This window comes from Kitasatospora sp. NPDC001683 (genome assembly GCF_053596495.1).
Map to the genome: position 1 here is coordinate 1 of NZ_JBSFGK010000105.1, position 24,378 is coordinate 24,378.

Consider the following 24,378-nt stretch of genomic DNA (forward strand, 5'->3'; position numbering starts at 1 on the left):
GACTCTGTGGGTGGGGTGTTGGGCGCCGTTGGCAGTCTGAAAATCACCCGCAACGCCCCTCTCCGGGCCACCCCCTCCACCGCCCCTCCCGCAGCACGTCCCTCTCGCCTGGTCGGGTGGTGGGGGGTGGTGGTGGGGGGAGGTGGGGGAGGTGGACGAGGCGGAGCCCGCGCGCCCACGAGGGGGAAGGGCCGGGGGCACGCGGGCTTTGCCCTGCGCGCCCCGACTGCCTGGGTCGGCTCGGGAGGTGGGGGCGGGGTGCTGGGGCGGTGAAAGTGTTGCGCGGTCAGGGGGCCCTGGGGCCGGGGTGGGTGGTCCTGGCAACGACCGAAAACCACCCGCCACTACCATGGTGCCGAATCTCACCCGTCCCACCGGACCGTGGACGGTACCGGCAGGGGGACGCTTCCAGACATGACGGGGAATCAGATGGCAGGGGATCACCCTACGCCGGGTGCGGGCGACGCAGCCGGCAGCGGCCCGCAGGAAAACCGGGGCGTTTCGTTCGGGCGCCCGGCAGGCGGCGTGGATCCTGCCGCCGTCGCGGACCAGATGACACAGCTCGACGGCTCGGCGATCCCGGGTCAGGCCGCGCCCGTCGGCCCGCCGCCGCCGGCCCAGCCGCCCGCACCGCCGGCGCAGCCGCCGATGGGCGGTGCCGACTACGCGGCGTACGCGCCGACCGCGGTCGGCGGGTTCCCCACGCAGACGCCGCCTCCCGGTGCGCCGATCGGCCCGTACGACCCGGTGCCCGGGGGCGGTTACGCCACGCCGGACGCCTCCCAGGGCTACGGGTACGACTACCAGCAGCAGGCCGGGTACACCTACCCGGGTGTGCCGGTGCCCGCAGCTCCCAAGCAGCGCAACCCCGTGATGCTGTGGGGCGGGATCATCGGCGGCGTGCTGGCGATCGCCATCGTGATCGGACTGGTCGTCCTGCTCCAGCCGAGCCCCAAGCCCAACCCGAACCCGGGCCCCGTGGCCGACTCGGGCGGCACCAGTACCAGCACCTCCGCCGGCGGAACCCGCGGGACGACCGGCAGCACCACGCCCGACTCGTCCAACGCCACGTACAAGATCGCCTGGAACACCGACAAGGACCCCAACGCGGACTCGTCCTCGCAGCTGCTCGGTGTCTGGGGTTCCACCTCGGGCTCCGACTCGTTCGCCGTGCGCGCGGACACCACCGGCATCCGGGCGTACAACCTGGCGGACGGCAAGCAGGCCTGGAACGTCCCGGTGCCGTCCGGCAGCAAGGAGCTGTGCACCGCCTCCCGCTCGCGCAACGCCAAGAACATCATCGCGGTCTCCTTCAACACCGGTGACTACGACTGCTCCACCATCGGTGCCGTCGACATCGCCCAGGGCAAGCTGCTCTGGAGCGTCAAGGCCACCCCGGACAAGCTGTCCAACCCGGCCCTGAGCGTCACCGACAAGGTGGTCGCCGTCGGTTCCCTCGGCGCGCTGAACATCGACAACGGACAGTCCGTCTGGCAGTTCAAGGGGCGCGGCAAGGACTGCAGCGTGTACGGCGCCGCGGCCGGTTCCGTGATCGCGGCCAGCGACCGCTGCTACGACACCGGCCTCCAGAAGTCGGTGCTGCAGGTCGTCAACGCCGAGACGGGCAATCCCGTCAGCCAGGCGATCCCGCTCAACGGCCAGATCGAGCGCATCGACGCGGTCATCAGCACCCAGCCGCTGGTGGTCCTGATGTCCGGCGGCACGAACGGCGACTACATCCTGCCGTTCGACGACAGCTACAAGCCCGGAAACCCGATGTCGACCAAGGAGGCCGGCTCGGACAGCCTGCGCCTGTCCGGCCAGTCCGACCCCGTCAGCAACAACGTGGTCGTCGGCAAGACGCTGTACGTCCAGATCGACGGCGGCAAGTCGGGCATCAACGCGTACGACCTGGGCACCGGCAAGCGCCTCTGGGCCGTCAGCGCCCCGTCGTCCAGCGACGACATGCGGCTGGTCCCCGGCACCACCAAGGAGGGCAAGGTCCGGGCCATCGTCGGCCAGGGCTACGACAAGCCGGCCAAGCTGGTCGCGCTGTCGCCGAACGACGGCTCGATGAGCGACATCGGCACCATGTCGATGCCGAACGGCCTGGACATCGGGATGAGCATGGTCCAGTACTTCATTCCCGACGACAACAGCCAGGTGATCGCCTACCGTCGCAACAGCGGCTACGCGCCGCCGCTGACGAAGTGGTCGAAGTGACGTCGGGAGACTGACGTCCCCAGCAAGGGCGGGGCGGGTCCGGGCCGATGGTCCCGGGGCCGCCCCGCCTTCGGTTTATCCGGTCGGGGCACCCCTCGGGCATGCGAGGATTCGGTCCATCAGCCTGACGAAGGAGTGCAGCGAGTGCCCGGCACCAACCTGACCCGCGAGGAGGCCCGCACCCGGGCCGACCTCATCCGGGTGGACGCGTACGACATCGAGCTCGACCTCGGCTCGGCCCGCGAGGGCGGCACCTTCCGGTCCACGACCGTGGTCCGGTTCACCGCCACGACCCCCGGCGCCGACAGCTTCATCGACCTCGTCGCCCCGAGCGTCGAGGAGATCACCCTCAACGGCACCCCGCTCGACCCGGCGAGCTTCGCCGACAGCCGCATCCCGCTGCCCGGCCTGGCCGCCGAGAACGAGCTGCGGGTGGTCGCCAACTGCGCCTACAGCAACACCGGTGAGGGTCTGCACCGGTTCGTCGACCCGGTCGACAACGAGACCTACCTGTACACCCAGTTCGAGGTGCCGGACGCCCGGCGGGTCTTCGCGAACTTCGAACAGCCGGACCTGAAGGCCACGTTCGCCTTCACCGTGACCGCCCCCACCGGCTGGGTCGTGGTCTCCAACTCGCCCACCCCCGAGCCGGTCGGCGAAGGCGCCACCCAGGTCTGGAAGTTCGAGCCCACCGGCCGGATCTCCAGCTACATCACCGCGCTCGTCGCGGGCCCGTACGTGGGCGTCTTCGACGCCTACGAGAAGGGCGAGCAGCGCGTGCCGCTGGGCGTCTACTGCCGGCCCTCGATGCGCGAGTACCTGGACGCCGAGGCGATCTTCGCGGTCACCAAGCAGGGCTTCGACTACTTCCAGGAGAAGTTCGACTACCCGTACCCGTTCGCCAAGTACGACCAGCTCTTCGTCCCGGAGTTCAACGCCGGCGCGATGGAGAACGCGGGCGCCGTCACCCTGCGCGACCAGTACGTGTTCCGCTCCAAGGTCACCGACGCCGCCTACGAGGCGCGGGCCGCGACGATCCTGCACGAGCTCGCCCACATGTGGTTCGGCGACCTCGTCACCATGGAGTGGTGGAACGACCTCTGGCTCAACGAGTCCTTCGCGACCTTCGCCGAGGCCGTCTGCCAGGCCGAGGCCCCCGGCTCCAAGTGGCCGCACTCCTGGACCACGTTCGCCAACCAGATGAAGACCTGGGCCTACCGGCAGGACCAACTGCCGTCCACCCACCCGATCATGGCGGACATCAACGACCTGGAGGACGTCCAGGTCAACTTCGACGGCATCACCTACGCCAAGGGCGCCTCGGTGCTCAAGCAGCTGGTGGCGTACGTCGGCCAGGACGCCTTCTTCCAGGGCGTGCAGGCGTACTTCAAGCGCCACGCCTGGGGCAACACGCGGCTGAGCGACCTGCTCGGGGCGCTGGAGGAGGCCAGCGGGCGGGACCTGAAGGCCTGGTCCAAGGCGTGGCTGGAGACCGCGGGCATCAACGTGCTGCGGCCGTCCGTCGTGTTGAACACGGACGGTGAGATCGAGTCCTTCACGGTGCTGCAGGAGGCCCCGGCGCTGCCGGCCGGCGCCAAGGGCGAGGCCGTGCTGCGGCCGCACCGGATCGCGATCGGCCTGTACGAGCTGGTCGACGGCTCGCTGGTGCGGACGGACCGGATCGAGCTGGACCTCGACGGCGCGCGCACCGAGGTGCCGGAGCTGGTCGGGCGACACCGGCCGGCCGTCGTGCTGCTGAACGACGACGACCTGACGTACGCCAAGATCCGGCTGGACGAGGACTCGCTGGCCGTCGTCACCGAGAACCTCGGCGGCTTCACCGACTCGCTGCCGCGCGCGCTGTGCTGGGCCTCCGCCTGGGACATGACCCGCGACGGCGAGCTGGCCGCCCGCGACTACCTGTCGCTGGCGCTGTCCGGCATCGGGCGGGAGACCGACATCGGCGTCGTGCAGTCGGTGCAGCGCCAGGTCAAGCTGGCCCTGGACGCCTACGCCGACCCGGACTGGCGCGAGCAGGGCCTCGCCCGCTGGGCCGCCGCCGCCGAGGAGCACCTGCGCGCCACCGAGCCCGGCAGCGACCACCAGCTGGCCTGGGCCCGCACCCTCGCCGCGGTCGCCCGCACGGACGGTCAGCTGGACCTGCTGGCCGGGCTGCTGGACGGCTCGATGGAGATCAAGGGCCTGGCGGTGGACACCGAGCTGCGCTGGACGCTGCTGACCCGGCTGTCCGCCACCGGCCGCGCCGACGAGGCCGCCGTCGTGGCGGAGCTGGAGCGCGACAACACCGCGGCGGGCCAGGAGCACGCGGCCACCTGCCGCGCCTCCCGCCCCACCGCGGAGGCGAAGGCGCAGGCCTGGGCCTCGGTGGTGGAGTCCGACAAGCTGACCAACTATGTGCAGGAGGCCGTGATCGCCGGCTTCCAGCAGTCGGACCAGCGGGAGCTGCTGGCGCCGTACGCGGAGAAGTACTTCGCCGCGGTGAAGGGCATCTGGGAGACCCGCAGCCACGAGATCTCGCAGCAGATCATCGTCGGGCTGTACCCGGCGCTGCAGGTGTCCCAGGCGACGTTGGACGCGACGGACGCCTGGCTGGCCTCGGCGGAGCCGGCGCCGGCGCTGCGGCGCCAGGTGGTCGAGGCCCGGGCCGGGATCGAGCGCGCGCTCAAGGCCCAGGCGGTCGACAAGGCGGCCGGGGGCCGCTGACCCTTCGTTGACCGGGCTCCGAATGCCTGAACCCTGAATGCCCGAAGGGGCGCCGGACGACTGGTCGTCCGGCGCCCCTTCGGGGTCGTGCGGGTCCTCGGTGGACTGTGCGTGCGGGTCCTTGGCGGACGCGGCGCGGCTACTTCTTCTTCTTGCCGTACGGCATGGCCGCCAGGCCCGCGATGATCGCGAACGCGGCGAGCGGGATCAGCACGTACAGGCCGATGGTCTGGCCGACGCTCAGGCCGGCACCCGGGTCGTCACCGTCGTCCCTGGTGAGGGCCATGGCGGGCGACGACAGCAGCATCATCAGCGTGACCGTTGCGGAGACCGCGCCGGCTCGCAAAGCGTTCCTCTTGTCCACGTTTCCAACTTACCCGCCGCTTACGGGAGGGCGCGCGTCGGGGTGGCGCCCGCCGTTCCGGTTACCGGTTCCGGGGGTGCGGCGGGGCCAGGAGGTGGGCGAGGAGGCGGGCGGTGGGGGTGGCGGCGAGGCGGTCGAGGGTGACCGGATCGCCCGCGCCGTCGGCGACCGGGAGGCGCCAGTTCGGGTACTGGTCCCACGTGCCGGGCAGGTTCTGCGGGCGCGGGTCTCCGACCAGGTCCGGCAGCCAGACGCCGACCAGCTCCGCCGGGGTGGAGCGGAGGAAGCGGTAGAGCACCGGCATCGACAGCTCCTCGCCCGGGGTGAGCAGCCCGAGAGCCGTCAGTTCGGCCCGCCAGTCGGCCAGCTCGGCGGCCGCCTCCTGCTGCTCCTCGGGGAGTGGGCGGGCCAGTAGGCCGAGCCGGTGCCGCAGCTCGACGTGCTCTCCGGAGAGGCGGGCGGCGGTGCTCGGCAGGTCGTGGGTGGTGAGGGTGGCCAGGCAGCCGGGGCGCCAGCGGTCGGGGGGCAGGATGCCGCCGCCGGCCTGCCAGTCCCGTTCGAACCAGAGCACGGAGGTGCCGAGGATGCCCCGGGCCGCCAGCTCCTCCCGTACGCCCGGCTCGACCGTGCCCAGGTCCTCGCCGATCACCGCCGTGCCGGCCCGGTGGGCCTCCAGGGCGAGCACGCCGAGCATCGCCTCGGCGTCGTAGCGGACGTAGGCGCCCTCGGTGGGAGGGTGGCCGTTCGGGACCCACCAGAGGCGGAAGAGGCCCATCACGTGGTCGATCCGCAGGGCGCCCGCGTGGCGGGTGGCCGCCCGCAGGAGTTCCGCGTACGGGGCGTAGCCGGCTGCGGCCAGGGCGTCCGGGCGCCAGGGTGGCAGGCCCCAGTCCTGGCCGTGGGCGTTGAAGGCGTCCGGCGGGGCGCCGACCGAGATGCCGCCGGCCAGCACGTCCTGGAGCGCCCAGGCGTCGGCGCCGTCCGGGTGGACACCGACGGCCAGGTCGTGGATCAGGCCGACCGGCATGCCGGCCTCTCGGGCGGTGCCCTGGGCGTGGGCGAGCTGCTGGTCGACCTGCCAGGCGAGCCAGCGGTGGAACTCGACCTGTGTTTCGAGTTCTTTCGCCGCCCGCTCGATCTGTGGGCCGTTCGGGTGACGCAAGTCCTTCGGCCAGTGGTGCCAGTCGGCGCCGTGGGCCTCGGCCAGGGCGTTCCAGAGCGCGTTCCGGCGCAGCCACTCGCCCTCGCGCCGCAGGAACGCCTCGTACGCCGCCTGGCGGCCGGGGCCGCGCGGGACCTCGTGGAGGAGTTCCAGGGCCTCGCGCTTGAGCGCCCAGACGGCGTCCCGGTCGACCAGGCCGTCGTGGGCGAGGACCTCGTCGCGCAGGCGGGCCGCCCGGCGGACGAGGTCGTCGGCCTGCCGGCGCTGTTCGGCGTCGAGGTAGGCGTACTCGGGGACGGCCTCGATCCGCAGGTGCACCGGGTCGGCGAAGCGACGGGAGGAGGGGCGGTACGGGGACGGATCGGAGGGCGTGCCGGGCGTCGCGGGGAGGGCCTGGTGCAGCGGGTTGATCTGCACGAAGCCCGCGCCGAGGCCGGCGCCCGCCCACTCGGCCAGTTCGGCGAGGTCGCCGAGGTCGCCCATGCCCCAGGAGCGGTCGGACAGGACGGAGTACAGCTGGGCGAGGAACCCCCAGCTGCGGCCGGGGAGTTGGGGGAGCTTCTCGGGGGCGACGATGAGCGGTGCGTGTTCGTTCTTGTTGTTGCTCTCCGCTCGGAGGGTGTGCCGCCCGAGCGGGAGGTCGGCGGGCAGCCAGTGCGAGTGGCCGCGCGGCAGCTCCCAACTGCCGCCGTCCTCCAGCTCGATGTGCAGCCGGGCGTCGACCGGCACGTCCAGCGCGGTGCGCCGCCCCTGCCGGACCACCACGCAGGGCGGCAGCAACCGGGCCTGCTGCTCGGCCCGGTGACGCTCCAGCGCCTCCCGCACCTCCTCCGGCGACCCCGCCGCCACCCCCAGCGCCCCCAGCACCGCCACCAGCGTCCGTGCCCCCACCGCCTGCCCGCCCGGCCCCGGGTACCGGGCGTCCACCCCGTACGCCTGCGCCAGCGCCAGCAGTTCGGCGGGTGGCGGCGGCGCGTCCTGCGATGGGACCTTCAGTCCGTCGGCTCCGTCACTGTCGTGGTAAGCGGCCACTCGCGGCTCCTGCGATGTCTCGGCAACGCCCGGTCAGGACTCCCAAGTCCTACCCGGGTGACGCCTCGATCACCCAGCGCGACACGGGGGCGCGGAGCCGATCGGCGGGGCCGCCGACGCGAAAGGTGACGGATGGTCAGAAAAATGGGAGATTTCATCGCAAAGTCGGCATAGCCGTCGGTGACGTTGACACCGGGTTGGGTAGCTGGTGGGGTTGCTCGCATTGTGGTCCAGGCCTGGCGAGGAGGCCCCTGTGCAAGCCCGTGTGTCCGTGGTGGCCGGGCGGCGGCTGCGGCAGCAGTTGGAGCAGACTCCGGCGCTGCGCGAGGTGCTGCACCATCCGGCGGCGTTGGCGGCCCGCCGGGCGACGGCGCGGACGTGCCGTCAGCTGGCGCCGAAGACCGCGGACCGGGTGATCGCCGATCTGAAGGGGACGGAGCCGCTGTTGGCATCGGTGCGGGCGGAGCGTGCGGCCGGGCGGCCGGGGCGGCGGGCGATGCAGATCGCGGCCGGGGTGGTGACCGCGGCGGTGGTCGGCGGGCTGCTGGCCGGGCCGCTGCCGTCGACCGCGTACGCGGCGACGCCCGGAACGGACGTGGTGAGCACCGCGCCGCAGACGCCGCTGGGCAGCGTGACCAACCCGCAGGTGTTCCCGCACCCGCAGGAACAGACCGTGGCGGGCAAGCCGGTCACCGTGCCGGCCGCCGTGACGCTGGTGACCGCGCCCAAGGCCGACCGGGGCGCGGTGGACGCCGTCCGCGAGGTGTTGACCATCGCCGGGGCCACCGACGTGACCCCGCAGGCGGACGGCGGGACGCCGGCCGCCGGCTCGCTGGTGGTGTACATCGGCGGTCCCGCCGAGGACGCCGAGGGCGAGGTGGACCGGACCCTGCGCCAGCTGACCGCCGCGGCCGCCGGCAAGGACGGCACCGCGCCCTCCACCGCGGGCATGCCGACCGGCGGCTACGTGCTGGCGGCCGGTCAGCTGCCGGCCCAGGGCGGCGGGACGTACGGCGCGGTGGTTCTGGCGGGCGCGGACGCGGCCGGCACCTTCTACGCCGCGCAGAGCCTGCGCCAGCTGCTCGCCGCCGTACCGGCCGGGCAGGGCCAGGGGCCGGGCGCGGCCGGGCTCGGGCTGCCCGGGATCACGCTGCGGGACTGGCCGAGCGGCGCGGCGGTGCGCGGCACCGCGGAGGCGTTCTACGGCACCCCGTGGACCGCCCAGCAGCGGCTCGACCAGGTGGACTTCCTGGGCCGCTCCAAGCAGAACTTCTACCTCTACGCCCCGGGTGACGACCCGTTCCGGCTCAGCCGCTGGCGCGACGCCTACCCCGCCGACCAGCAGTCCGACCTGCGCGCGCTCGGCGACCGGGCCCGGCAGAACCACGTCACCCTCGGCTACGCGATCGACCCGGGGCAGTCCCTCTGCTTCAGCTCGGACGACGACGTCGACGCGCTGGTCAGGAAGCTGGACGGGCTGCGCAAGCTCGGCTTCACCGCGTTCCAGCTGCAGTTCCTGGACGTCAGCTACGACGAGTGGCACTGCGGCGACGACCGCGACGAGTACGGCACCGGTCCGGCCGCCGCCGCCAAGGCCCAGGCCGCGCTGGTCAAGAAGGTGCAGGACCGGCTGATCGCGAAGAACCCGGGCCTGGCACCGCTGTCCGTCGTCCCGACCGAGTACCACAAGCAGGGCCCCACGCCGTACCGCAAGGCGCTGGCCGACGCGCTGCCGACCGGCGTGCAGGTGGCCTGGAGCGGCGGCGGGGTGATCCCGGAGAAGATCACCGGCGCCCAGACCTCGGACACCGGCAGCCTGTACGGGCACCCGCTGGTCACCATGGACAACTACCCGGTCAACGACGCCAGCCCGGACCGGCTCTTCCTCGGCGCCTACACCGGCCGCGAGCCGGAGGTGGCGACCCGCTCCGCGGTGCTGCTGACCGGCGCGATGCAGCAGCCGGTGGCCTCCCGGATAGCCCTCGCCACGGCCGGCGACTTCGCCTGGAACCCGACCGGCTACCAGCCCGACCAGTCCTGGCAGGCCGCGGTGCGCTCGCTGGCCGGGCCGACCGGCGCCGCCGCCACGCCCGCCGGGTCGGCGCTGTCCGCCGTCACCGCGCTGGCCGGCAACAGCACCTCCTCCCCGCTGGCCAAGCAGGAGTCCGGCTACCTGCAACCGCTGCTGGACCAGTTCTGGGCCAATGCCGAACCCACCTCCGGCGCGGCCCCGGACCTGACCAAGCTGATCGCGGCGGCGGCCCCGCTGCGGAACGCCTTCACCGCGATGGCGGGCGCCCAGGAGACCCTCGCCGGCACCCAGGCCACCGCCCAGCTGGCCGCCGAGGCCGGCCCCTGGCTGGGCCCGCTGCGCGACTACGGGCAGGCCGGGCAGGCCGCGCTGGACATGCTGCTGGCCCAGCACGGCGGCGACGGCGCGGCGGCCTGGAAGGCCCGGGTGCAGCTCAACCGGCTGCGCGCGCAGCTCGCCCAGGCCCCGGCGACGATCGGCGCGGGTGTGCTCGGCCCGTTCCTGGACCGCGCCGTGCGCGCCGCCGACAACTGGTCCGGCGTGGTCAGCGGCGGGGTCACCCCGACCACCAGCATGGGCACCGCGCACGACCACATGCCCGCGCTGATGACCGACGGCCAGGCCGACACCTTCTACTGGAGCTCCGCTCCCCCGCAGCCCGGCGACTCGGTCGGCGTCGACCTCGGCGCGGGCCGGCCGATCAGCGGCGTCACCGTGCTGATGGGCGGCTGGGGCGACGGACCGGACGCGCAGAACGCCGTGGACGACTACATCCGCGACGGCGTGCTGGAGTACTCCACCGGCGAGGGCGGCTGGCAGCAACTCGCCGTGGTGAAGAACCAGAAGACGGTCAGCGCCCAGCTGCCGGCCGGCACCGTGGTGCGGGCCGTACGGCTGCGGGCCACCGCCGCGCAGAAGACCGCCGTCGCGGTGCGCGAGTTCACCGTCACCGCCCCGGACGAGTCCCCGGCCAGCGTCTCCGGCGGGCCGGCCGCGCTGCCCGGCTCCTCGGCCGCGGCCGTCCTGGACGGCAACCCGGACACCGCGTACCGCGCCGCCGCGCCGCCCACCGCGCTGGACGAGCCGCTCACCGTCGAGCTCGGCAGCGCCCGTCCGCTGGACCGGCTCACCGTGCTGACCGACCCGACCGTGCACGCCACCGCCACCGTCGCGGTGCGCCGCTCCGACGGCAGCTGGGTGGACATCGGCACCGTGCAGCCCGGCTACAACGAGCTGCCGGCCGGCGGGCAGCTCGCCGACGCGTTCCGGCTGACCTGGAAGCCCGGCGGCGACCCGCCGGTGGTCAACCAGGTCATCCCCTGGTACGCGGACGCCCCGGCGGCCCGGCTGAGCCTCACCGACCCGGCCCTGGACGTGGTCATCGGCGCCGCCTCGCCCGCCAAGACCCAGGCCACCGTCGAGGCCGGGCGCCCCGAGGGCACCACCGGCGAGCTGCGCACCGAGGTGCCGGCCGCCGCCAAGGGCCTGACCGTGACCCCGTCCGGGGCGGTGACCGTGCCGCGCGGCGGCCGGGTGGGCGTGCCGCTGCTGGTCGCCGCCGCGCCGGGGACGCCCGCCGGGACGTACCAGGTGCCGGTGTCGTTCGTGGCGGGCGGCACCACCGTGAAGCAGGTGCTGCAGGTGCACGTGGTGCCGCCGACCGGCGGGCCGGACCTGGCGCTCGGCGCGCAGGCCAGCTCCTCGGGCGACGAGACGCCGAACTTCCCGGCCTCGGCGGTCACCGACGGGGACCCGAAGACCCGCTGGTCCTCGCCGGCCAAGGACGACGCCTGGGTGCAGCTCGCGCTGCCGCAGACGGCCCACCTGGGCTCGGCGGTGCTGCACTGGCAGTCCGCGTACGCCTCCTCGTACAAGATCCAGGTCTCGGCGGACGGCAGCAGCTGGACGGACGCGGCGACGGTGGACAACGGCAAGGGCGGCGACGAGACGGTGCGCTTCGACGCGCCGGGCGTCCGGTACGTCCGGATGCAGGGCGTGGCGCGGGCAACCAAGTTCGGCTACTCGCTGTACGGCATCGAGCTGTACGCCGTCACGACTCCGGCCGCGCCGACGCAGCCGCCGGCCAACCAGCCGGGGCAGCCCGGCCAGCCGGGGGCATCCGGGGCGCCGGTCGCGCCGGTCGCGCCGGTCGCCCCGGTCGCGCCTCCGGTGACGAAGCCGTAGCGGTAGCCGGACCCGTCGGCTCCCCAAAATGCGGCGGGCCGCCGGGCTCCCCTTCGCGGGGGGCGCGGCGGCCCATGAGGCGCGTACCGACGGTGTGACGGGCGGGCCCTTTGTGTCGCTTCGGTCAGGCGGAGAGCGGTTCGGGCTGCTCGCCGCGGCGGACGGGGGCGGGGTGGGCGGCGTGCGCCCGGCCGATCGGGACGGAGTGGGTCGGCTCGGTATGGTCGTGGTGCTCGTACTCGCCCCACTGCGGGGCGCGCAGCTGGTCGCCGCCGCCGTACGGTTCCAGGTAGGGCCGCCAGCGCGGGTCCTTGATCCCGGTGCCGATGATCCGCCAGGCGAGGCCGCTGGGCGGTGCGGGCGGGCGTTTCATCCGCCAGCCGAGTTCGGTCAGGTGGCGGTCGGCCTTGGTGTGGTTGCAGCGGCGGCAGGCCGCCACCACGTTGTCCCACCGGTGCTGGCCGCCCCGGCTGCGCGGGATGACGTGGTCGACGCTGGTGGCGGCGGCCCCGCAGTAGACGCAGCGGCCGTGGTCGCGGGCGAACAGCGCCCGGCGGGTGAGCGGGACGGGCCCGCAGAACGGGACCCGGACGAAGCGGGTCAGACGGACGACGGACGGCGCCGGTAGGGCGCTGGTGGCGCTGTGCAGAGTGACTCCGGTGTCCTCCAGGCTGACCGCCTTGTGGTTGAGGACCAGGATGAGTGCGCGGCGCATCGATACGACGCCGAGTGGCTCGTAGGACGCGTTGAGGACCAGGACATGCGGCACGGATGCCTCCTTGGACGCCTGCGGCGCGTGGCTCGCGCCGGGACGAGCGGTTGGATCCCGCAACGAGTGCGCGATCTCCCCCAGTGTCGCCTTACGCGGTTGTACGGCGCCACCACTCCTGTGTAACGGAGCTGGTGTGAACTCCGGGTGTGGTGTGTGTCATAGCCGGTATGCCCGGGGGAAGGTCGGGTTGCACCCGGGTGGCGCCGGGGCGGGGCGCGGTGGCCGGGCCGGGGCGCGGCTCGGCCGGTCGGAGCAGACCGTTGGGCCGTACGGCGGCGGGGCTGCGGCCGTACGGGGTGGTGGGGGCGGTGGTGGGGCCGGTGGTGCGGGGGTGGTTCGGGGGTGGTTCGGGGGCCGTGCCGGGATGGTGGCCGGGGGAGCGCACCGGGGCGTTGACGGGGCGTCCGGAATGGTGCGTACGCCCGTCGGCGTGTCCAGGCGGGTGTTCGGTAACGGATAGGCTAAGGCGCACGGTCCGCGGGCCGCTTGCGCGGCGGCGGCCGGTCACGCCCCCTGCAAGGAAGGTCCCGCACGTGTTCCGCTCCGGCGCCACCGGTCCGATCGACGCGTCCTCGGCGTTCTCCACCCCGACGCCGGCCCCCTCCCCCACCGCGCCGGAGCTGCCGCAGCTGCGGATCCCCACCAGCGCGCAGGACGTCACCGACACCACCAAGCAGGCGGCCAGCTGGTTCGACACCCACTGGGCGAGCTGGCTGGCGGGTGGCCTGCAGATCGTCCTGATCATCGTGCTGGCGCTGGTGCTGCGGGTCGTGGTGAGCAAGCTGATCACCCAGCTGATAGCGCGGATGGCGCGCAGCCACGACCAGCACGAGGAGAGCCGGCTCGGCGGACTGCTGGCCAACCACGGGGTGGTGAACCCGGAACGGCGCCAGCAGCGCTCGGAGGCGATCGGCTCGGTGCTGCGCAGCATGGCGTCCTTCACCATCCTGGGCACGGCCGCGCTGATGGTGCTCTCCGCGCTGGGGATGAACCTGGCGCCGCTGCTGGCCAGCGCCGGGGTGGCCGGTGTGGCGATCGGTTTCGGCGCCCGCAACCTGGTGACGGACTTCCTCTCCGGGGTCTTCATGATCATGGAGGACCAGTACGGCGTCGGCGACGAGATCGACACCGGCGTGGCCACCGGCACGGTCCTGGAGGTCGGCCTGCGGGTGACCAAGCTGCGCGGCGCCAACGGCGAGATCTGGTACATCCGCAACGGCGAGGTGAAGCGGATCGCCAACATGAGCCAGGGCTGGGCGACCGCCTCGGTGGACGTGCAGGTCGGCTACAAGGAGGACCTGCAGCGGGTCGAGGACCTGATCCAGCAGACCGCCGAGGGGCTGTCCAAGGAGGCCCCGTACGACGAACTGGTCTGGGCGCCGGTGTCGATCCTCGGCGTGGAGTCGGTGGCGGCGGACTCGGTGATGGTGCGGGTCGAGGCCCGGACCGCCCCGGGCAAGGCCCCGGTGGTCGCCCGGGCGCTGCGCCAGCGGCTGAAGACCGCCTTCGACCAGGCCGGCATCAAGGTCAAGGAGGAGGCGACGGCGGTGGCCACCGGGGTGGCGATCACCTCCGTGGAGCCCTCGCCGCCGTCGGCGCTGTCCGACCCGACCTCGCCCCGCTACCGTGCGGCCGAGCCGATCCCGCAGCCCAAGCCGCCGACGGACGACCCGACGCTCCAGAAGCCGTGAGCCCGATCAGGAGGTAACCTCCCTCCCATCCCTACCGGGGGACGGCTGGCTGTGGGTTCGGCCGTGAGGTTCAGGAGCTGGCGCATCACACCTGATCCGACCGGATCGCCGGAGTCACTCAGGCGCGCTGATGGGGCGCTGCAGGAAAACCGGGGACCGGTTGATCCACCGCTCCTCCTCCGTCCTGTCCCGGAGGGGAGCAACCAGCCAGGGCACGAGCCGGGGAGCCGGAACGGTGGCGATCTGCTCAACCGGATGAAGAAGCCCCTGCTTGCACGACTCCGCAGTCCAAACCGTGAACCGGGCATTGGGGTAGGCCGGGTTGATGCCGATCTCCCCCTTGGGGCTGACGCCATTGAACGGCGTCGAGATGCCCTCCTTGTTCCAGTAGGCCCACGCCTGCAGGGCCTTGGTCTGCTCGAAGCAGTGGTAGAGCTGAGGGTAGCGGTCGAGGAGTCGGATCTCCCGGAAGATCAACTGGCCGAGGAGATGCGGTGCAGCCTCGGCCAACACGCCGAGATCCGCCCCGTGGAACGTGAAGTTCCGGACGTCCTGACGCGAGGTCAGGGACGTGATGGCATAGAGGTGGGACACGCGCTGGCGAACGTAGTCGGAAGCCGAGACCGCCAGGTCGGGCTCGATGTGTCCGACGAGGTCGATGAGCCTGGCGCGGTTCGGACAGAACCGCCCGAGGTCGAAGAGAGTGCCCATGCCGTCCACGGCGGAGAAGGCGAGATCCTTGTAGAGCCGGTTGTTCATCTCCCCGCGGTCGGCGTACTCGCGGGTGGCCCGGCTGGTGGAGTAGAGCATCAGGTACTCGGAGATGGTCTCGAAGTACAGGTACCCGAGGTAGGGCATGGAGGGGACAGCGGCGGCGAGTGCGTCGATGAACGGCCCGTGGGGTGTTGCCCCGCCGCTCGCGTTGCGCAGGAGGGTGTCGAGGAACGGTGCCGCAACGCGCACGCGGTCCGCGACGGATCGCAGGACCCGGGTCTCCTCGGCGGCGGTGAGCACGTGTCGGAACTCCTGGTAGGCGCGCAGGTGGATGCCGCCCAGACGCAGGTAGTCGAGCCCCTTCAGTGGCGCCGAGCGGTCGGGAGCGACCTCGATGACCAGCGGTGTGCTGTTGTTTCGGCTCGCTAGCCTGCTCCGGCTCTCCAGCAGGTAGGAGCCGAGGTTGTGGGGCCGCAGCGCGCCGCCGGGTGTCAGAGTGAGCGGGGAGCCGTAGACGGCCCCGACCAGGCATCCGGTGGAGGCGAGCAGATGGCCGCTGGAGCGGATGGCGTCCGGGGAACGGGTCAGGTGCAGCAGGTAGACCGGGCCGCCGGCGGCGAGCGAGGCGAGCATGGCGTTGGCGTCCTCGCGCAGCAGGTGCCCGTTGGGGGCCTGGGCCAGGCGTTGGTGCCAGTCGGCCTCGGAGTCGGTGAGCCCGGCTGGCAGTGGTCGGTCGGGAGGAGCGCTGTAGTCGGTGTGCGCTCGGTCCCACTCGGTGTGCACGGGGGCTTCTCCTACTCGGGCATCACGGCCTGGAGCGCGCGCTCCAGGGCCTGGATGTCGGTCGCACCGTCGAGGTGGGCATGCTCGCTGCCCACCACCAGGTCGTGGGCGAGCACCGGGGCCCAGGCGGGAACCTGCAGGCGTAGGCGGTTGAGGTCGGGCCACCAGCGGGTCAGCGGCAGCCGGTAGCGGTCGAGCGCGTCAGCTACCTTGAGGAGGTCCACCGCCACCTGGTGATGCCGGTAGGCGCGTTCCTGGTCGCCGGTGAAGGCGTGGTGCGGCACGTCGTGGAGGGCGACTGCGGTGATCGCCTCTGTTGTGGGCGCCGTCCCGAACGTCGTCTGAAGGCTCGCGGTGTGCTCGGTCAGCCAGTCGGCGGCGCGGCGGCCGTGGCCGGGATCGTCGCGGTCGCATCGCCGCCGGCAGTCGTGGCAGGCCGCCGCAGCCGCGAGTGCGAGCCCCCGGCCCGGCGTGAGGCCGTGGCCGGGGGCGAGCAGCTGCACGAGCGCGGCGACCCGGGCACCATGGCGTACTCCGTGGATCGAGGCGGCCGTGTGCGTGCGGGCGAACCAGGAGGCGTTCGGTACCAGCAGTAGCGGCCGGTGTGGCAGTCTGGCCCGGACACCTGGGCCGGCGGGCCGGTGGCGGGCGATCCAGTCCAGCGTCGGCCGGTCCATCACCTGGTGGTCCGGCAGTCGGCCAGTGCTGGCCAGCTCGCGGAGCGACGGCCCGCCGCCGGGCCTGGGTGTCTGGGAGATCATGAAGGTTCCTCGAAGGGTCGGGTGCGATGGGCGTCACGCTGGGCGTGGTGGTGCTGACGATGGGAAACCGGCCTGCGGAGCTGACGGCGCTGCTGGAGTCGGTACGAGCCCAGGACGGCGGCGACAGCGGCGTTCGGACCGTCGTGCTCGGGCAGGGCGTGAGGCTGCCCGAGCTGCCGGAGTGGGTGGACGCGGTGGAGTTGCCGGAGAACCTCGGCATCCCCGGTGGCCGCAACGCCGGCGTCGAGCGGCTGCGCGAGCTGGGCGGCGCGGACCTGCTGGTCGTCTTGGACGACGACGGGCTGCTGCCCCGCACCGACACGTTCCGGTTGATCCGGGAGGCCTTCGAGCGGGACTCGGAGCTGGGCATTGTCAGCTTCCGGATCGCGGACGAGACCGGGTTCACCCAGCGCCGCCACGTGCCGCGCTTCGGCGCGAGCGATCCGCTGCAGTCCGGTGAGGTCACGACCTTCCTGGGCGGCGGGCACGCGATCCGCATGAGCGTGATCGACCAGGTCGGCCTGTTCCCCGCCGAGTTCTTCTACGCGCACGAGGAGACCGACTTCGCCTGGCGCGCGCTGGACGCGGGCTGGCGGATCGACTACCGCGCCGACCTGGTGCTGCGGCACCCCCGCACCGACCCGGCCCGTCACGCCACCTACTACCGGATGACGGCCCGCAACCGTGTCTGGCTGGCCAAGCGCCACCTGCCTGCCCCTCTGGTGCCGGTCTACCTCACCTCCTGGGCGCTGTACACGCTGGTCCGCCGGCCACCGATGTCCGGGCTCAAGGCGTGGTGGTCCGGGTTCTTCGAGGGTGTTCGGGTGCCGTGCCCGCCGCGGCGGCCGATGCGGTGGAGCACGGTGTGGCGGATGACGCGGCTGGGCCGGCCGCCGGTGATCTGACAGCCGGCCCGGCACGGGGGTCAGGACCAGATGGCGTGGAGGGCGTCGATGACGCGCTGCACGTCCGCAGCTGTCATCGCCGGGTAACAGGGCAGGGAGAGCTGCCGGGCGGCGATCTGCTCGGTGACGGGCAGGTGGCAGTCCAGGTAGCGGTACGCGGCGAGGCGGTGCACCGGCTTGAAGTGCACGCTGGTGCCGATCCCGTGGTCGTTCAGGAGGAGGTCGGCCACGGCATCCCGGCTCCGGCCGCCAGCAGGTTCGACCAGCACGGGGTAGAGGAACCAGCCGTGCCGGACGCCGTCTGTGACGGTGGGCAGCCGCAGGCCGGGCAGTCGGCGCTGTCCGACCCGCCCTCGCCGCGCTACCGGGCAGCCGAGCCGATCCCGCCGCCGAAGCCGCCAACGGACGACCTGACGAAGCCGTAAGCCCAATCAGTAGGTAGCAGAACGGGGGTGTCAGATCGGCTGAATACGCCTTCCATATCAAGGGACCGGCGGGAGGTTCGTGAGCGTGCGCGGAGCCTGATCACGCGCGCGGAAGCCGAAGCTGATGAGGGTGACGCCCTCTCCGGCACTGAGCGGCGTCCGGCCGTGCGGGGTGAGCGCGCCGTCGAACACGACGCAGTCACCCACGCCGAGATCGCATTCGAGATAGCCGTCGCCGTTGATGAACACGGTGGTGCTGGCCCTGGGCACACCTGTGAGGCGAGCGTGGTTGAGGCAGAGGATCAGGTTGACCTCACCAAATCCGGACTCGTCAACGTGGAAGTCGAGGAACTGCCCTTCCTCGTAGCCGATGTAGACGCCGGTGTGCGGCTGCTCGACTTCCAGGCCGGTGGACTGTGCGACGACCGCAGCGAGATCGGTCCGTGCGACGAACCGGTTCGCGGCGTCGCCGACGGGCGCGTTCCACTTGCCGTTGTGAAGGTAGCCGTCAGCGGCGACGGCCTTCTCGGCCTCATCCGCCATCGCGGCGATCAGTTCGGAGGGGAGCGACTGATCACGCAAGCAGCGCGGTTGGACGCGCTGGTGTGCGGTGAGCCCGCGCACGGCGTCCCGGAGGTTGGGGAAGTCCTCTTCCCACCGGGCCGGCGTCCGGACCGTGGTGCGGGACTGGAGCCATGCGGTCCACTGACCGCTCCACCGGCGCGGCACCGTGCCGTCTGCCGCCGACACGTCGGCCTGGCCGATCAGCATCTCCACCCGGGCGAGTGCGGCCTGCGTGGACTCGATCAGCCCGGCGTCCCCCTTGGCGACCCGCAGCCGCAGCGCTTCCTGGAGATGGGCCTGGGCATCCGCGAGGTCGCCGCGCTCCATGAAGTGCTTACCGGTGTGCTGAAGCGCGAAGTCAACCAGTTCCGGGTGCTGGCTTCGCGCAGTGTTCAGGGCACTGCGGTAGAGCGCGTCCGCAGTCTGCACGTCACCGGCGTAGCGGTGCGCGTCACCGAGGTTGAGCCCGGTGGCGACGACGGCCCGTGTGTTGCCGATCGCTGCAGCTAGGTCGAGCGACTGCCGGAGGATCGTACGGGCCTCCTCGTGGTGGCCTAGGCACATCTGGCCGATGCCGATCCACCTGGTCAGGACCCGAGCACGCGCGGGGTCGCTCTCCTCGGACAAGGCCCGCAGTTCCTCGTGGAGTTGGCCGACTGCGGCGGTCAGTTCGTTCCGGTCGGTGGGGACCATACGCAGGCCCTCGTCCTGGTCGATGAGGTGCTGGAGCACTAGACCTTCCCTCGTTCGGTTCTGCTCAGCGTGACAGCTGGTCGGTGTGGTGACGCAGGTTGGCCAGCAGCTCCACCCCGTGCGGGGAGAAGTGCTCACGCAGGAGTTCGAGTTCGCGCATGAGGTAGCGGACAGCCGGCAGGCCCTCGTCGTAGGCGCTCTGGAAGCTCGCGCGCTCGGTGGGCGTCAGGTCGTCGCGGCGCAGTTCGGTCCGGCGGAACCGCAGTAGCTGGTTGTACACGCAGGTCGCGTGGAACGCCCGGTCGATCTCCCAGTACTGGTTGCGGTCCTCTCCCTGCCGGGCCCGCCACTTGATCTCGATCTTGGGAGAAGTCCTGGACGAGTACCCGTCGGCGAAAACCCGGTACTGGAGGACGTGGAAGCTGATCGACTGGTGCACGCCTTCGTGCAGCAGGTTCTCCGCCAAGAAGAGGGGGGACGGCTGCTCGCTGACCGTGTTCGGCGGAATGTGGTGGCACGCCTTGTCGGAGAACGTGATGACGTACGGGAGCGCCGGGTCGCTGGAGCTGGTCAGCGAGGAGGTGCGGACGCCGGGCTTGAGGGCCACCCACAGCAGCCCCCGGACGAATTCGCGCACGCGGGCGAATCCCTCGGGGTGGACCAGCGATAGGCGGTCCAGGGCCTGGGTCAGCGCCGCGCGCCGCGAGTCGGTGTGCTGGACGATCTCGTAGTCCGTCAGGTTGATCTCGTTGGCGATCTCGCCGTGAAGCTCGGCGTCGAACCAGTCGAAGTTCGCCCCGGCCACGGTCACGGGTTCACTGCGAAGAGAACGGGCGTGCTCCGCATAGGGGACGCCCGACTTCACCAGGCGCTCCATCAGGGCGAACGGGAGAGCCAACTCGACACCCTCCTCGCGGAGCCGGGTCAGCACCGGGTCCTTCCGGTCGAGGTCGAAGAAGGAGCCGACGGGGACGTGGGCGGCGATGGCGGTCTTCAATGTGGACTCTCCTTGGTCGGGCTGTGTGCGACATCGAGCGGCGGATCGGCGCGTATGGTCACCCGCGCCGACCCGCCCATGCCGTCAACTAACTGGCATCAGTTCGGAACTGCGGTCAGACCTCGGTACCCACCGGGGCGAAGTCCCCGTCGGGGACCGAGTGGTCCAGGCGGCGGGTCAGGAACTCGACATCCGTCTCCGGGGCGAAGTCGCCGCCCTCGCTCTTCGGCTTGTCACCGTTGTGACCGCCCGACCCGTTGCTGGTGCCGTTCTTGTCGTCCATGCCGTGCACTCCTTCCGATTCTCCCGCTGAGAAGCGCGGGGGTGGTGGCTGCCGAAGGCCAGCGTGCGCAGCCAGGGAGCCCCAAAGAGGCAGCCGACCTGTGCGACAGCGGGTAGTCACACCGTCACTCCGGTGGACAGGGGCTAGTTGACCGCCACGGCGAGATCAACGGCTGATAGCCGGCGGACTTTTCGACGGACTTTTTCACGCGCGGACCTATACACGGTCAGCAGCCCGCGGGCTACCGTCTGCAACGTGGAGACCCAATTCACCCACCTGTGCACCGAGTTCGGCTGGAGTAGCCCAGCCCGGTTCAGACAGGTGTACGCCGCGACGGCGCGCAAGCTCGGAGAGGACGAAGAGGTGAGCAGCCGCCAGTACCACCGCTGGCGTCAGCCGTTACCACCGTGCCCTCATCCGGCACGCCAGCGGGTTCTCGAAGCGATGTTGGGTATCCCCTTGGAGCAGGCGGGCTTCACCGTGCCGCCACACCGTCGATCAGGACCACCACCCACGCCACGAGAAGAGCCAGAAGACGTGAACCGCCGATCCTTCATCGCCCTGGCCGGCGGTGCCGCCGTGTCCGCCAAGCTGACGCCGCCGCGAATCGGGACCGAGACCGTCATGGACCTGCGGGCCGGGCTCACTTCCCTGTACGGGCTGGACGACCGGTTTGGCGGTGCGACAGTCGGGCCCCTCGCGCAAGCTCACCTCGCTCGGGTCGAACGGCTGATCGCCACCAAGAGTTACTCGGGTACGGTCGGCCGTCAGCTCCGACTGATCGCGGGGGAGACTGCGGAACACGTCGCGTGGCTGGCCTTCGACGCCGGCGACAACGTCCGGGCCAAGAAGCATTGGAAGCACGCACTCACCCGAGCCGAGGAGCTGCAAGACAACTCGCTCGCCGTAGTGGTGATGGCGTCCATGGCGCTGATGAGTCTTCGGGAACGCGAGCCCGGTACCGCGCTCGATCTCGCCCGCGCAGCACAGTCGAAGGCCGCGTCGTGGGCGCCCCCATCGCTGATGTCCATCCTGATGACCCGGGAGGCCCGTGCTCACGCGATGATGGGCGACCCCGTCAGGGCCCGATCGACATTGGCGCAGGCGACTCGCACCTTCGAGCAAGAACGCCACGAGCGACCGGTGCCCGACTGGGCGGTGTTCCACGGGCCGGCCGAGTTGGCGCTGGCGCAGGCATCCCTCTTCACGGAGGCGGGGCACCACAAGGCGGCCGTGGACTGGCTGCGGCGCTCGCTCCAACACCAGGAGACGAATTACGCGCGGAACGAGGCACTGGTGCGGTTCAGCCTCGCCGGGGCGCTCGCGCAAGCAGGTGAGGCCGAGGAGTCGGCCCACGAACTCACCTCGGGAGCCGTCCTACTGACCGAGGTGTCGTCCGGCCGGGCTCGCACATCGATGGAGGAGGCACACTCCCACCTGAAGCGATTGAATCCCTCCCTGGCCGCTGCCAGCACCGCCCACCTGATCGCCTGAAAGGAGAATCGTGCAGACGCCCGTCTTCGAGACCTTCACAGATCCGGATGCTGCTGCCCGAGTGCTGGACGAGATAGCACCGCTGTACGAACAGGTGTTCGCGGAGCCGCCCTACTTCGAGGGGCCCCGCGACCTGGAGGGGTTCCTGGAGGGCTACGAGGCGTTCCGCACCATGCCCGGCTTCCGACTGGTGCTGGCTCGCGCAGGTGCTGCGTTGGCCGGGTTCGCTTTCGGTGTCCTGCTCCAGTCGGACAGCCGTTGGTGGAACGGCCTCGGCTTGGACGAGGGCTTCACCCGCGAAGACGGACACCGGACGTTCGTGATCCGGGAAATCGCCGTGGCTCCGGAGCAGCGCCGGCAGGGGTTGGGCCGGGAGCTGCACGCAGCCGTACTCGAAGGGGCCCAGGTGGAGCGCGTGACGCTTGCGGTCCGGCCCGAAGCACATGCTGCGATGAAGATGTACGAAGCCCTCGGTTATCGAGACCTGGGCGACAAGCCCCCGGCCTGGGAAGGGGCCCCGGTGTACCGCTACATGGTCCGATAGCCCGCTACTTGGCTCCGGACGGATTCGTCCGCTGTTTGCTCGTGCCTCGATGCTTCCCCTGTCGCTTCTCGGTACGCGCAGGCGGGCCACCTAGGGAACTGAACTACCTTGTCAGGTGGTCGAACTCGCCTTCCTTGATGCCGAGCAGGAGGTCGCGGAGCTTGCCGGGCGTTGTGGTGATGACGACGTCGGGGTCATCGCTCTCGCGGAGTTTGACGCTGCGGTCGGCGGTCACGGCGAGATAGACGCAGTTGACCGACTCGGAACTGTAACTGGACTTCTGCCAGTTGAGAGCTGACACAGCTCTTCCTCTCAGGTTTCCTTCTCGATACGGGCAATGAGATCACGCGACTTCGCGGGGCTGAGGGCGAAGGCTTCCATCAGGTCCAGAACCTTCTGATACTTCACCAGTTGCGCATGGGCGTCAAGGAACTCGGAGCCGTGATACGTGTCCAGCTGCACGGTGTCGAGTTGGGGCACGGCTGCGGAACAGTAGACGATGGACTGCCCGGAGCCGGGGAGCGTACCCGCGCCGAAGGGGATCACGAGAACCGAGACGTTCTCGCGCGTGCTCGTCTCGATGAGGTGTTTGAGCTGTGCGCGAGCCACAGCGGGCCCACCGAACCCCATCCGCAGGGCGGCCTCGTGGACGATCGCCGTGAGCGGAATCGCCCGCTCGCCGTAGAGCACGACCTGCCGTTTGATCCGGTACGACACCCGATGTTCCACCTCGTGTGGAGCCAGAGGCGGTACGGCGTTGCTGCCGAGCGCACGTACCTGGTCGACGGTCTGGAGCAGTCCGGGAATGTGAATCACCGAGGCGATGCGCATCGCCGTGGCGTGGTGTTCCGTTTCGGCAAGATCGAGCGCGTCCGGCGGCAAGATGTCGCGATACTCCTCCCACCACCCCCGGACCCGCCTGCCAGTCATGCCGGCCAGAGCATCGATGAGGTTCTCGTCTCCGCACGCGTACGCACGAGCGAACACACGGACCCGCTCTGCGCTCACCGCGTAGCGGCCCGCTTCGATTCGGCTCATGTGAGCCTGACTCACTCCCACCCGAGCGGCAGCGGCAGTTGAGCTGAGCCCAGCGTTCTCACGGAGTTTGCGCAGTTCAAAGCCAAGGCGCTGCTGCCGCAACGTCGGGGCGCCGCTCGATGACATCGCGATCCTCTCGTTCACTACCCAGAGTGAATTAGCAGGTCTTCAACGGACTGCATGGCAAGTATGCCACGTTGGCGCTACCGTATGACATGGATCAGTTACTGAAGGTGCTGGCCGTTGGCTCAACCATGCCTTGAGGCAGGAGAATTCCATGACTGCTGAGCCCTCGCAAAACCCCCGCCCGGCCATGCTCGCGCCGACCGTTCCCGACCCCTTCGACCAGGAGCTGCGCGAGCTCGTGCTCGACACCGCACCCCGGCTCTTCGCCGTCGTGCAGGTGTGCGGCGAGGGCCGTGCGGACGCCGACGGATGGGTCGTGGCGTGGGGGCTCGTCGACAACGACGGGCCGACGCACGTGATCGGCATCGACGGGCGGGCGCGGATGACCCTCGCGTCTCCCGAACGAGCCTTGCGCCACTTCGCCGGGCGACCGGGGATCACCTCGCGGCTGGTCTGGCTCGCACAACCGGGTGCCGCCGGGTTGGACCGGGCCGAAGCTGCCTGACCTCCGGCCTGCCGGCGCGTCTGTCGACGGAGGAGCAGGCGCGAGTGGGTCGCGATCGCGGCGGGACGGCGAAAGAAACGGCGATTGACCCACAGCCTTCCCGTCCTCTGCGTAGGAAGTCGGTCTGGCCGACTTCCTACGCACGGACCCGGAAATGCCGTCGCACTTCGGCCATGCCGAAGCGGCGACGGGGCACCCTCGGAGCGCCAAGGGGCGACACCTGCCCCATTTCAATTGATCTGGCGATGCTTTTGTTGCGGCGTGCCCCCAGGGAGCCCAGCGGGGCCCGGCCCTCTACCCCGCAAGTTAAGCATCCCCACCAACCGGAGGAAGTGTATACAAAAAAATAAAACGCCAGACCG

The 24,378-nt window shown here is 71.2% G+C and carries 20 protein-coding genes; 9 read left to right on the forward strand and 11 right to left on the reverse strand.

Annotated elements, in window-relative coordinates:
• Positions 1 to 552 precede the first annotated feature (552 nt).
• Both ACWCYO_RS34740 and pepN read left to right on the forward strand, forming a co-directional pair.
• A complete protein-coding gene (locus ACWCYO_RS34740) occupies positions 553 to 2,223 on the forward strand; it encodes an outer membrane protein assembly factor BamB family protein (protein ID WP_449786448.1) in 1,671 nt (556 codons plus the stop codon).
• Between the two features lie 144 nt (positions 2,224 to 2,367).
• A complete protein-coding gene (pepN, locus tag ACWCYO_RS34745) occupies positions 2,368 to 4,947 on the forward strand; it encodes an aminopeptidase N (protein ID WP_449786449.1) in 2,580 nt (859 codons plus the stop codon).
• A 139-nt stretch (positions 4,948 to 5,086) separates the two neighbouring features.
• Here the strand turns inward: pepN and ACWCYO_RS34750 are convergent, their stop codons facing one another.
• Both ACWCYO_RS34750 and malQ read right to left on the reverse strand, forming a co-directional pair.
• The gene (locus tag ACWCYO_RS34750; RefSeq protein ID WP_270143384.1) at positions 5,087 to 5,311 is read right to left on the reverse strand and encodes a hypothetical protein; all 225 of its coding nucleotides are present in this window, start codon (positions 5,309 to 5,311) and stop codon (positions 5,087 to 5,089) included.
• Positions 5,312 to 5,372: 61 nt separating this feature from the next.
• Positions 5,373 to 7,505 carry a 4-alpha-glucanotransferase gene (gene malQ / locus ACWCYO_RS34755; RefSeq protein ID WP_449786450.1) on the reverse strand — a complete coding sequence of 711 codons (2,133 nt, stop codon included), beginning with the start codon at positions 7,503 to 7,505 and terminating at the stop codon, positions 5,373 to 5,375.
• Positions 7,506 to 7,758: 253 nt separating this feature from the next.
• Here malQ and ACWCYO_RS34760 point away from each other — a divergent pair, with 253 nt between their 5' ends.
• Positions 7,759 to 11,721, forward strand: coding sequence for a beta-N-acetylglucosaminidase domain-containing protein (locus ACWCYO_RS34760; RefSeq protein ID WP_449786451.1), 3,963 nt, complete (start codon positions 7,759 to 7,761; stop codon positions 11,719 to 11,721).
• Between the two features lie 124 nt (positions 11,722 to 11,845).
• Here ACWCYO_RS34760 and ACWCYO_RS34765 read toward each other — a convergent pair whose 3' ends face one another.
• Positions 11,846 to 12,490 carry an HNH endonuclease gene (locus ACWCYO_RS34765; protein WP_030287845.1) on the reverse strand — a complete coding sequence of 215 codons (645 nt, stop codon included), beginning with the start codon at positions 12,488 to 12,490 and terminating at the stop codon, positions 11,846 to 11,848.
• A 536-nt stretch (positions 12,491 to 13,026) separates the two neighbouring features.
• Here ACWCYO_RS34765 and ACWCYO_RS34770 point away from each other — a divergent pair.
• On the forward strand, positions 13,027 to 14,184 hold the full coding sequence (locus ACWCYO_RS34770) for a mechanosensitive ion channel family protein (RefSeq protein ID WP_449786452.1): 1,158 nt from the start codon (positions 13,027 to 13,029) through the stop codon (positions 14,182 to 14,184).
• 114 nt (positions 14,185 to 14,298) lie between these two features.
• Here the strand turns inward: ACWCYO_RS34770 and ACWCYO_RS34775 are convergent, their stop codons facing one another.
• The gene (locus ACWCYO_RS34775) at positions 14,299 to 15,681 is read right to left on the reverse strand and encodes a hypothetical protein (protein WP_449786453.1); all 1,383 of its coding nucleotides are present in this window, start codon (positions 15,679 to 15,681) and stop codon (positions 14,299 to 14,301) included.
• A gap of 11 nt (positions 15,682 to 15,692) precedes the next feature.
• Entirely contained in the window at positions 15,693 to 16,442 is a 750-nt protein-coding gene (locus ACWCYO_RS34780; RefSeq protein ID WP_449786454.1) for a hypothetical protein, read from the reverse strand.
• 26 nt (positions 16,443 to 16,468) lie between these two features.
• On the opposite strand from ACWCYO_RS34780, the gene ACWCYO_RS34785 reads away from it, so the two are divergent.
• Positions 16,469 to 17,347 carry a glycosyltransferase family 2 protein gene (locus ACWCYO_RS34785; RefSeq protein WP_449786455.1) on the forward strand — a complete coding sequence of 293 codons (879 nt, stop codon included), beginning with the start codon at positions 16,469 to 16,471 and terminating at the stop codon, positions 17,345 to 17,347.
• A gap of 20 nt (positions 17,348 to 17,367) precedes the next feature.
• Here the strand turns inward: ACWCYO_RS34785 and ACWCYO_RS34790 are convergent, their stop codons facing one another.
• The gene (locus ACWCYO_RS34790) at positions 17,368 to 17,679 is read right to left on the reverse strand and encodes a DegT/DnrJ/EryC1/StrS family aminotransferase (protein WP_449786463.1); all 312 of its coding nucleotides are present in this window, start codon (positions 17,677 to 17,679) and stop codon (positions 17,368 to 17,370) included.
• Here ACWCYO_RS34790 and ACWCYO_RS34795 point away from each other — a divergent pair.
• Entirely contained in the window at positions 17,635 to 17,772 is a 138-nt protein-coding gene (locus ACWCYO_RS34795) for a hypothetical protein (protein ID WP_449786465.1), read from the forward strand. The two genes, ACWCYO_RS34790 and ACWCYO_RS34795, sit on opposite strands and share 45 nt — an antisense overlap.
• A gap of 57 nt (positions 17,773 to 17,829) precedes the next feature.
• Here ACWCYO_RS34795 and ACWCYO_RS34800 read toward each other — a convergent pair whose 3' ends face one another.
• The 3 genes from ACWCYO_RS34800 to ACWCYO_RS34810 all read right to left on the reverse strand — a co-directional run bounded on the left by ACWCYO_RS34800 (position 17,830) and on the right by ACWCYO_RS34810 (position 20,309).
• Positions 17,830 to 19,068 carry a hypothetical protein gene (locus ACWCYO_RS34800; RefSeq protein WP_449786456.1) on the reverse strand — a complete coding sequence of 413 codons (1,239 nt, stop codon included), beginning with the start codon at positions 19,066 to 19,068 and terminating at the stop codon, positions 17,830 to 17,832.
• A 25-nt stretch (positions 19,069 to 19,093) separates the two neighbouring features.
• Complete coding sequence (locus tag ACWCYO_RS34805; RefSeq protein ID WP_449786457.1) at positions 19,094 to 20,026, reverse strand: hypothetical protein; 933 nt, start codon at positions 20,024 to 20,026, stop codon at positions 19,094 to 19,096.
• Between the two features lie 115 nt (positions 20,027 to 20,141).
• Entirely contained in the window at positions 20,142 to 20,309 is a 168-nt protein-coding gene (locus tag ACWCYO_RS34810; protein ID WP_449786458.1) for a hypothetical protein, read from the reverse strand.
• A 255-nt stretch (positions 20,310 to 20,564) separates the two neighbouring features.
• Between ACWCYO_RS34810 and ACWCYO_RS34815 the strand changes: the two genes are divergently transcribed.
• Together ACWCYO_RS34815 and ACWCYO_RS34820 are read left to right on the forward strand one after the other, a co-directional pair.
• The gene (locus ACWCYO_RS34815; protein ID WP_449786459.1) at positions 20,565 to 21,803 is read left to right on the forward strand and encodes a hypothetical protein; all 1,239 of its coding nucleotides are present in this window, start codon (positions 20,565 to 20,567) and stop codon (positions 21,801 to 21,803) included.
• Between the two features lie 10 nt (positions 21,804 to 21,813).
• Positions 21,814 to 22,347, forward strand: a complete 534-nt coding sequence (locus ACWCYO_RS34820) for a GNAT family N-acetyltransferase (protein WP_449786460.1) — start codon at positions 21,814 to 21,816, stop codon at positions 22,345 to 22,347.
• A gap of 103 nt (positions 22,348 to 22,450) precedes the next feature.
• On the opposite strand, the gene ACWCYO_RS34825 is transcribed toward ACWCYO_RS34820, so the two are convergent.
• A complete protein-coding gene (locus ACWCYO_RS34825) occupies positions 22,451 to 22,648 on the reverse strand; it encodes a DUF397 domain-containing protein (protein ID WP_449786461.1) in 198 nt (65 codons plus the stop codon).
• Positions 22,649 to 22,659: 11 nt separating this feature from the next.
• Entirely contained in the window at positions 22,660 to 23,511 is an 852-nt protein-coding gene (locus ACWCYO_RS34830; protein ID WP_449786464.1) for a helix-turn-helix domain-containing protein, read from the reverse strand.
• 151 nt (positions 23,512 to 23,662) lie between these two features.
• Between ACWCYO_RS34830 and ACWCYO_RS34835 the strand changes: the two genes are divergently transcribed.
• Positions 23,663 to 24,016, forward strand: coding sequence for a hypothetical protein (locus ACWCYO_RS34835; protein WP_449786462.1), 354 nt, complete (start codon positions 23,663 to 23,665; stop codon positions 24,014 to 24,016).
• The last annotated feature ends 362 nt before the right edge of the window (positions 24,017 to 24,378 follow it).